This is a genomic window from Pectinatus haikarae, assembly GCF_015732185.1.
Taxonomy (GTDB): domain Bacteria; phylum Bacillota; class Negativicutes; order Selenomonadales; family Selenomonadaceae; genus Pectinatus; species Pectinatus haikarae.
Map to the genome: position 1 here is coordinate 252,234 of NZ_WIQM01000015.1, position 9,682 is coordinate 261,915.

The 9,682-nt window shown below is 44.1% G+C and carries 4 protein-coding genes and 3 rRNA genes; 1 reads left to right on the forward strand and 6 read right to left on the reverse strand.

What is annotated here, in order from left to right:
• Positions 1 to 7 precede the first annotated feature (7 nt).
• The 3 genes from pdxA to I6758_RS10610 are packed head-to-tail and all read right to left on the reverse strand — an operon-like array spanning position 8 to position 4,356.
• Positions 8 to 1,018 carry a 4-hydroxythreonine-4-phosphate dehydrogenase PdxA gene (gene pdxA / locus I6758_RS10600; protein ID WP_196605225.1) on the reverse strand — a complete coding sequence of 337 codons (1,011 nt, stop codon included), beginning with the start codon at positions 1,016 to 1,018 and terminating at the stop codon, positions 8 to 10.
• Positions 1,015 to 2,412, reverse strand: coding sequence for a four-carbon acid sugar kinase family protein (locus tag I6758_RS10605; protein WP_196605226.1), 1,398 nt, complete (start codon positions 2,410 to 2,412; stop codon positions 1,015 to 1,017). Before I6758_RS10605 ends, pdxA begins: the two co-directional genes overlap by 4 nt.
• Before the next feature lie 54 nt (positions 2,413 to 2,466).
• On the reverse strand, positions 2,467 to 4,356 hold the full coding sequence (locus tag I6758_RS10610; protein WP_196605227.1) for a sigma-54-dependent Fis family transcriptional regulator: 1,890 nt from the start codon (positions 4,354 to 4,356) through the stop codon (positions 2,467 to 2,469).
• Positions 4,357 to 4,888: 532 nt separating this feature from the next.
• Here I6758_RS10610 and I6758_RS15225 point away from each other — a divergent pair.
• Positions 4,889 to 5,398 carry a methyl-accepting chemotaxis protein gene (locus tag I6758_RS15225; protein WP_231038646.1) on the forward strand — a complete coding sequence of 170 codons (510 nt, stop codon included), beginning with the start codon at positions 4,889 to 4,891 and terminating at the stop codon, positions 5,396 to 5,398.
• A gap of 110 nt (positions 5,399 to 5,508) precedes the next feature.
• On the opposite strand, the gene rrf is transcribed toward I6758_RS15225, so the two are convergent.
• The 3 genes from rrf to I6758_RS10630 form a co-directional block, all read right to left on the reverse strand.
• Positions 5,509 to 5,625, reverse strand: a 5S ribosomal RNA gene (gene rrf, locus I6758_RS10620).
• A gap of 220 nt (positions 5,626 to 5,845) precedes the next feature.
• Positions 5,846 to 8,767 (reverse strand): 23S ribosomal RNA (locus I6758_RS10625).
• 462 nt (positions 8,768 to 9,229) lie between these two features.
• Positions 9,230 to 9,682, reverse strand: a 16S ribosomal RNA gene (locus tag I6758_RS10630); the annotation flags it as partial.

Sequence of the window (9,682 nt, forward strand, 5' to 3'; positions counted from 1 at the left end):
TTTATAATTATTTATTTAAAATATCAGCAAATTTAACCTTAGCCATTTGTGCCCCGAGTTCCAAAGCAGCTGTCATGCTCTTACTGCTTGCAGTTCCCTTACCCGCGACAGGAAATGCTGTTCCATGGTCTACCGATGTTCTGATGCACGGCAGTCCGACAGTTACATTTACACCGCTGTCAAAGCCAAGGACTTTAATAGGTATATGCCCCTGATCGTGATACATAACAACAACGATATCAAATTCATTCAAATTTGCTGCTCTGTGAAACACACTGTCCGGCGGTACAGGACCGGTGACATTATATCCTTTACTGCGTGCCGCTTCAACGGCAGGAACTATTTCTCTATCATCTTCTGTACCGAAAAGCCCCCCTTCACCACAATGTGGATTAAGCCCTGCCACAGCAATTCGAGGCTCTTGTATTCCCATCAGCTTCAGCGTATCATATGCCAGATCAATAACTTTACTTATGCGTTCTTTTTTTACCAAGTCAGGCACTCGGCTGAGAGCTACATGTGTACTGACATGTATTACTCTAAGTTTAGGACTTGTAAGCATCATGGAAAAATCTTTTTGCCCCGTCAATGCTCCAAGTATTTCCGTATGCCCCGGATAATGTACACCGCCTAAATTGAGTGCTTCCTTGTTCAACGGTGCCGTAACGATGGCATGTACTTCTTTCTTCATCGCATATTCGACAGCTTTTTCTATATATTCGTAGGCAGCCTTACCGGCACGGCCATCCACTTTTGCAAAAGGCAGCTCGGCAGGCAGGTTGTCAAGATCGACAATGTCAATAATACCGTAATCGCCACCCCCTGCAGCAGGTCCTGAGACTGTCCTGCACTTTAGGTCAGCGCCTATTATTTCTACTGCTCTCTGCATTATTTTTTTATCACCAAAAATAACGGGACGGGCTTTTTCATACAAGAGTTTGTCAGTCAGTGATTTTACTATCACCTCCGGACCAACTCCGGCAGCATCTCCCATGGTAATACCCAAAACAGGTTTCATTTAGCTATACCTCCAGATTTATATTTTATATTTTTAGTATTTTTTATAGCAGAGATAGCTTTTACAAAAATTTCTGGTTTCCCAAAAGCTCCTGCCTTTGTGACAACAAACATTCCGCCAAAATCCCCGCACAATCTGCCCAGTGGTACTCCGCTGTCTATCTCTTTTATTATTTCTATTGCATCAGCACCTATTGCCCTGCAAATATGAACAGCCGTATCACCACCGGTCAAAATCATGCCTGCCAGTTTTCCAAGCTCCAATTTTGATACTATTTCTGCTAAAAAACAGGCTGTACGCTCACTTACTTCTTTGCCTTCCAATCCGCATTGCGTTCCCATCCACATAGCTCGCGTAACATCTTTATCATTAACTGCCGCTGTCACTAATATATTATTTTTTGCGGCAATCAATTTTTTTATTTTTGTTATTGTCTTATCTCTTTCATTTTCCTGTTCTGTTAAGATCGCTGATATATCAAGCTTTACTATTTTGATATTTTCATCTGCAGCCGCATATTCTATTTGTTTTTGAGTGATATGGCTCACGCTTCCTGCAACTATCAAAACAGGTCCGTTTCTTTGTACGATTTCTGCATCCGCATTTCCCTGCCAGCCATAAAAATCATTCAGATATTCTGCCAAGCCTGCCGAACCGGCCCATAAAATATTTTCATACCCTTTCAGCGCCTCGGTCAGCACAGCAAAATCACTTTGCCGTACCGCATCGCAAACCAACCATTTGATGTTTTTTTTGGCAAATTCATCTATTTTTTCCTTAATGAATTTTTTCCCTTTATTAATAACCAATAGTTCAATCAATCCTATTTTCTCATCTACCTGCTGCTGTAAAATAGCCGGTATGTATGAATTATTAATAGGAGTTTTCGGGGCATGAGCCATCTCTGTATACTCCAGCGGAATACCGTCCAGTAAATGATACCCGCCCAGCGTGATGCGATTATTTTCCGGATAGGCTGGTGCAATAATTATCAGCTTCGGCTTTAAAACATCTGCAGCTGCTTTTATTTCTATCCCCACATTGCCCCGCATCGTTGAATCTATCTTTTTATAAATGCAGGAAATCCCCTGTTCTGCTATTTCGGTGCAGATTATTTTCACCTTGTCGTATGCATCTTTGGGGCATAAATCTCTGCTGTCTGAATCAATTACCAAAACATCAGACTCATTTTTTTTCAATTTATCTATATCAAGCTTTACAAATGAGCGCATATGTCTTTTTGCAAATTGTACTGCTGTATCATTGGCCCCTGTCAGGTCATCGGCGATAACAGCTAGTTTAGTCATTACATCACCTACTCTGCAATCTATCTGATCAATATAATAAGCAAATACCATGCCAACTATTATGAGCCTATAATTCAAGCAACTCAAAAAATATGCATCACCAATTGTTGTATATTGTAACAATTAGTGATGCATATTTCATCAGTGTTGCACATCGTATTTTTTTAATCTTCGCCATAGGGTAGTTCGATGTATTCCCAGTCTTTTTGCCGTTTTGGTATAGTTAAATCCTTCTTCTCTCAATGTCTTCTGTAATAATTCATCTTCCAGCTCCATAAGATTTTTACAGACTTCCCTATTTTCAATAGATTCTTCGCCCATACGGCTGTCATCTTCACATGCATCTCTCACATCAGAAATCGTTATCGTACTGCCCGTCGTAAGCAGTAATATACGCTCCATCATATTGCCAAATTGCCTGATGTTACCCGGCCATTCACATTTTTCGAGATAAACTACCGCGTCCCTCGTGATATCCGTGATCTGCGGATTTTTATCACGCATGCTTACCAAAAACTGCCTGGCAAGCAAGTCAATGTCTTCCTTTCTGTCTTTTAACGATGGCATATGGATACGCAAAATATTAAGTCTATAGTACAGATCACTTCTAAAATTACCATCCGCAATCATCGCAGCCAAATTTTTGTTTGTGGCGGCGATAATTCTCACGTCTATAGGAATGACCACTTCCCCGCCTAACGGCATGACCTCTCTCTCCTGCAGCACACGCAGCAGACGTGATTGAAGAGGCAACTGCATCTCTCCTATTTCGTCTAAAAATAATGTTCCTCCGTGTGCCAGTTCAAACATTCCCTGTCTGCCGCCGCGCCTTGCCCCAGTGAAAGCTCCCTCTGCATAGCCAAACAGTTCTGATTCCAAAAGGTTCTCGGGCAGAGCCGCGCAATTGACCGCCACAAAGGGACCTTTAGCTCTCACACTCAAATTATGGATACTTTGAACCAGCATTTCCTTTCCCGTCCCAGACTCTCCTGTAATTAAAATTGTAGACTGTGTCAAAGCATATTTGGCTGCTTTTCTTTTCATGTTCAGGCACGCTTTGGACTGCCCTATTATGTCATCGATATTATATTTTGCCACTAATCCCTTTGCAGAAAGCTTTTTACGGATACTTCTTTCCAGTTTTTGCACTTCAGATATATTTTGCAGATTGTAAATATACCCCTGATCGCTTCCGCGGACAGATATAATTGCTTTACGAACAGCATATTGCTTTTCACGAATCTTTATCAAATTATCCTTTTCACCAGAGCAAAACTCAGACAGCTCCGGAAAAATTTTTTCAAAAACTTTTCCCTTCCCGTCAAAATGAGAAATATTGAATATTTTTTCTGCTACCGGATTCAATATAGTAACAAGTCCATTTTGATCAGCCGCAATTATTCCATCATGTGATTCATCGACCACAGCTCTCAGCTGTTCAGTCTTACGTTGTTCTTCCCGGCGTATGGAAGCAATTAAAACCGCTGTCTGTAAAGCCCTGTATATGGATTCTTTTCCCGATTGAATGAAGGCACTTTTAATGCCATATTTTGCCGCCATCTTAACAGAAATTGCATCACCTACGACAAATTCCACCCCAGCTGCGACAGCTTCTGCTATTTTAGGCTGAGCATCATCTGAATCATTCAAAAGTACTTCTGTAAAATTTATATGCAATATTTTGCCCAATTCGTCACAGCCGTAAATCATATTGCCGAAACCGGCTATTGCTATATTTTCAGGGTACTCTCCCGCATTCAAAAGAGCCTGCAGAATATCTGTGATAGTGACTTGAATATAAACCATAGGCAGATCTACTCTATTTTCTATAAACGATGCTGTACCGCCTCTGCTCACGATCACTTCTATCCCGTCATCTGCCGCCTTTTTTACTAAAGCCTCCGCCTCCTGTAAATCTGCTCTCACCACATGAAAAAGATTTTTCTTATCTGGAAATTTTTCATTGATCACAGTTGCCGCCAAGTCTGCCAGCTCTGAAAGAGGTGCCACAAACAATATTTGTGCCTGCAATATATTACCTTCTCTCGTTTTTCATCATAATAACACAACTTATAGCATCTAAACAAATATTTGGAATAAATAATAATTTCTTTATTAATTAATAATAATTATGTATTGACAAATATTATTTTATATATTAATATAAATATTATGTGATAGATAATATATAAATTTTTTTTATCACAAAATACTATTGAAAATGAGGATATCTATGAACAATCTTAACAAAAAAACAAATGAAGAAATTTTAGAAGCATTCAAAATCGTTATGCCGTACATTAAACATATAGTCAGAGAGGATCTTGTCATAGGTTTGACAGATTTAAATGAGTATATAGGTTATGAAAAAGGAAAAAATTTTGAAATTAATCTTCAAACCGGCAGAGCCATCACCAGTACCATTCAAAAATGTATCAGAGAAAGAAAAGATGTCTCGGAAGACGCAGCTGCCGATGTCTACGGTATTCCTATAAAGGCCATATTCACTCCCATCTATGGGAATAATAATGAAGTTATCGGAACCCTCAGTTCCGGAATCGATATGGAATCAAATAACCTTTTGATAAAATCCGTAGAAAATATATCAAATTCCATACAAACAGCTCATCAGGCAATCAATCAAGTTGCCAACAGTGCCGGTGAGCTTGCACAAACAGGTCAGGATTCTATAACTCAAGCTGTCGATCTAAAAGAAAGAAACAAGGAAACTACGAAAATAATCGATTTTATCAACAATATAGCTCAGCAAACCAATCTTTTAGGGTTGAATGCCGCTATAGAAGCAGCACGTGCTGGAGAACATGGCCGGGGATTTGCAGTAGTTGCAGAAGAGGTCCGTAAACTTGCCGACCAGTCTAAAAGTGCAACTGAACAAATACATGTTACTCTTGGAAAAATAAACAGTGCTGTAGATGAAATATTCAAATCCATTGAGACTGTTGGTGCTATAAGTCAAGAGCAAGCTGCCTCTACAGAAGAAATCAACGCCAATCTTTCCCATGTGAGTGATTCCGCTGACAAATTAAAAGGCTTTATGGCTAATTACAATTGATATAAAAAATAAAAAGCCGGCAGAAAAATCTGCCGGCAAAAAATCAAGGACAAAAAAGACATAAAAAAACGTCTATGACAATAGTTTAACTAAAATCATAGACGCCTTCAAACCGGCAGCAACCTAATCTCCCAGGGGGCTGCCCCCCAAGTACCTTCGGCCTGTGGATGCTTAACTACTGTGTTCGGAATGGGAACAGGTGGATCCATCCAGGTATCGCCACCAGATGCTTCAGATCTTACTGCTTTAGCAGTCTAGAGATGAAGTACGCAGAGTGAGCCTACGAACGCCGCGTTTCCTTAGACGTTCTTTTCTGCACCTTAGTGCTCATATATAAAGTAAACCAGGAACTAATCTGCTTCCCCTTTACCTATATACTTTCATGAGTGATCTTGCACACTCAAAACTTCACAGAAGAAATCAGGACCAAACATTTATAGATGAAATTAAGTTAAGCTCTCGGCTTATTAGTACCAGTCCGCTTCGTATGTCACCATACTTCTACTCCCGGCCTATCTACCTCGTCATCTTCAAGGTGCCTTCCAAGCCTTACGGCTCTGGGAAACCTCATCTTAAGGCAGGTTTCACGCTTAGATGCTTTCAGCGTTTATCCTTTCCGAACGTAGCTACCCAACTGTACCCCTGGCGGGATAATTGGTACACCATTGGTTCGTCCACTCCGGTCCTCTCGTACTAGGAGCAGCCCCCTTCAAGTTTCTTTCGCCCGCGATGGATATGGACCGAACTGTCTCACGACGTTCTGAACCCAGCTCACGTACCACTTTAATGGGCGAACAGCCCAACCCTTGGGACCTGCTTCAGCCCCAGGATGTGATGAGCCGACATCGAGGTGCCAAACCTCCCCGTCGATATGGACTCTTGGGAGAGATTAGCCTGTTATCCCCAGGGTAGCTTTTATCCGTTGAGCGATGGCCCTTCCACGCGGTACCACCGGATCACTAAGCCCTGCTTTCGCACCTGCTCGACTTGTTGGTCTCGCAGTCAAGCTCCCTTCTGCCTTTGCACTCTTTGCGCGATTTCTGGCCGCGCTGAGGGAACCTTTGGGCGCCTCCGTTACTCTTTCGGAGGCGACCGCCCCAGTCAAACTGCCCGCCTGGTACTGTCTTGAAGATCGTTACTCTTTCAGTTAGATGCCCGTTAAATAAAGGGTGGTATCCCAACAATGACTCCTCACTGACTTGCGCCAATGTATCTAAGTCTCCCACCTATCCTGTACGTTATTTACCGAATATCAATGCCAGGTTACAGTAAAGCTCCATGGGGTCTTTCTGTCCAGTCGCGGGTAACCTGCATCTTCACAGGTATTTCAATTTCACCGGGTCCCTCGTTGAGACAGTGCCCAAGTCGTTACACCTTTCGTGCGGGTCGGAACTTACCCGACAAGGAATTTCGCTACCTTAGGACCGTTATAGTTACGGCCGCCGTTTACCGGGGCTTCAATTCGGGGCTTCGGATTGCTCCTGACTCCTCTTCTTAACCTTCCGGCACCGGGCAGGTGTCAGCACCTATACGTCAGATTTCTCTTTCGCAGGCACCTGTGTTTGTGCTAAACAGTCGCTTGGGCCTCTCTTGTGCCACCGCCTTCAGCTCCACCCGTTCGGGTTTCACCGTCTGCGGCTATCCTTTTCCCGAAGTTACGGATATATTTTGCCGAGTTCCTTAACGAGGGTTGTCCCGCGCACCTTAGGATTCTCTCCGCGCCTACCTGTGTCGGTTTTGGTACGGGCACTTCTTCTCTCACTAGAAGCTTTTCTCGACAGCGTAGCTCGTTTGAATTCGGTTCCTCCGTAGATTCACCTATCTATCACTTCTCAGCCTTCTCACATGGCGGATTTGCCTGCCATGCAGCCTACCGGCTTCGACGCGCTCTTCCATTCGCGCGCTCAAACTGCTTTCTGTGTCACTCCTTCGTTCAATCGATCCGAAGTGGTACAGGAATTTTTGCCTGTTGTCCATCGCCTATGCTTTGTGCCTCGGCTTAGGTCCCGACTTACCCTGGGACGACGAGCGTTGCCCAGGAATCCTTAGGCTTTCGGTGGAACAGATTCTCACTGTTCTTTTCGTTACTCATACCGGCATTCTCTCTGCTGTACGCTCCAATGCTCCTTACGGTACATCTTCAGTCGCATACAGTATGCTCCCCTACCCAGTATATATTTCTATATCCTGCCACGGCTTCGGTTCTGTGCTTGAGCCCCGGTCATCTTCGGCGCAGAGCCTCTCGACCAGTGAGCTATTACGCACTCTTTTAATGGTGGCTGCTTCTGAGCCAACATCCTGGTTGTTTATGAAGTCCTACATCCTTTTCCACTTAGCACAGCATTTGGGACCTTAGCCGGTGATCTGGGCTGTTTCCCTTTCGACTACGGGTCTTATCACTCGCAGTCTGACTCCCAAGTATTTTATTACAGCCATTCGTAGTTTGACTAGGGTCGGTAGGCTTTACGCCCCCTTGCCTGATCAGTGCTCTACCGTCTGTAATCTTCCCTTGAGGCTAGCCCTAAAGCTATTTCGGGGAGTACCAGCTATCTCCGCGTTCGATTGGCATTTCACCCCTATGCACACCTCATCCCAAAGTTTTTCAACACTCACGGGTTCGGTCCTCCACGCATTTTTACCTGCGCTTCAACCTGGACATGCATAGATCACTGCGGTTTCGGGTCTACACCATATTACTTAACGCCCTATTAAGACTCGCTTTCGCTTCGGCTCCGTGTCTTCCACTTAACCTCGCAATATAATGTAACTCGCCGGTTCATTCTTCAATAGGCACGCCGTCGCTCTCTTACGGAGCTTCGACTGCTTGTAGACATACGGTTTCAGGTTCTATTTCACTCCCCTCCGGGGTTCTTTTCACCTTTCCTCACGGTACTATGCGCTATCGGTCGCCAGTTAGTGTTTTGCCTTGGAGGGTGGTCCCCCCAGCTTCTCGCAAGGTTTCTCGTGCCCCGCGATACTCTGGATCCCGGCCCTTAAGTTCCGCTTTTCGCCTACGGGGGTTTTACCTCCTATGCCTGACCTTTCCAAGTCATTCGGCTAAACGTTCCTTAATTTCTGCCGGTCCTCAACCCCGTATCACCGAAGTGTTACGGTTTGGGCATCTGCCCATTTCGCTCGCCGCTACTTTGGGTATCTCGTTTGATTTCTCTTCCTCCGGGTACTTAGATGTTTCAGTTCCCCGGGTTTACCTTCCTTTCGGATGTCAGAACTTCTTCTGACGGGTTGCCCCATTCGGATATGTACGGATCACTAGATGCTTGCTCTTCCCCGTACCTTTTCGCAGCTTACCGCGTCCTTCGTCGGCTCCTGGCGCCAAGGCATCCACCGTATGCCCTTATTCGCTTAACTTCGTCAAACCTGCCATTAATACCATCCTGCTTCGTCAGTGCTTTGCTTCACTCATCAGCGTATATTAATACGCTTTCTTCATTCAGCTTTGCCCTTCCTTGCATTATGATGTTTCTTGCAGCTTTGCCGTTACATTCTAAGATTACTCTTAAAATGTCACCTTTTAGCTTAAGTTCATATGTTTCGTCTTAGCTTTTGTTTTTAGTTTCCTAATTGTGCTTGGTCCAACTATTCCCCGCCATTCTCTAGAAAATGTTTTTTCACAAGTTTGGCATTGGTGATAATTGTTCTTTGCTTTCTTCTGTGTAGTTTTTCAATGGTGCAATCTAATTTTACATAAAATCATCACAATGCTTACAATAAACCTTTGTTATAGAGGGAGAAACCCTCAAAACTAAACAATACATAACTTCTCATACACATTTTCCGGATGTACTCGCAGATTTTATAAAAAATCCTTAGAAAGGAGGTGATCCAGCCGCACCTTCCGATACGGCTACCTTGTTACGACTTCCCCCAAATCATCGCCACCTTAGACGGTCGGTTCCATAAGGCCCTTAGCCGGCTTCGGGTGTGAATGACGTTCGTGGTGTGACGGGCGTGTGTAAAGGCCCGGGAACGTATTCACCGCAGTATGCTGACCTGCGATACTAGCGATTCCGACTTCATGGCAGGCGAGTTGCAGCCTGCAATCCGAACTGGGGATATTTTGGGTTCCCGCTCCGGATCGCTCCTTTGCTTCCCTCTGTGTATCCCATTGTAGTACGTGGTGTATAGCCCAGGACGTAAGGGCCATGATGACTTGACGTCATCCCCGCCTTCCTCCGCGTTGTCCGCGGCAGTCTCATTTGAGTTCCCACCGTTACGTGCTGGCAACAAATGATAGGGGTTGCGCTCGTTGCGGGACTTAACCCA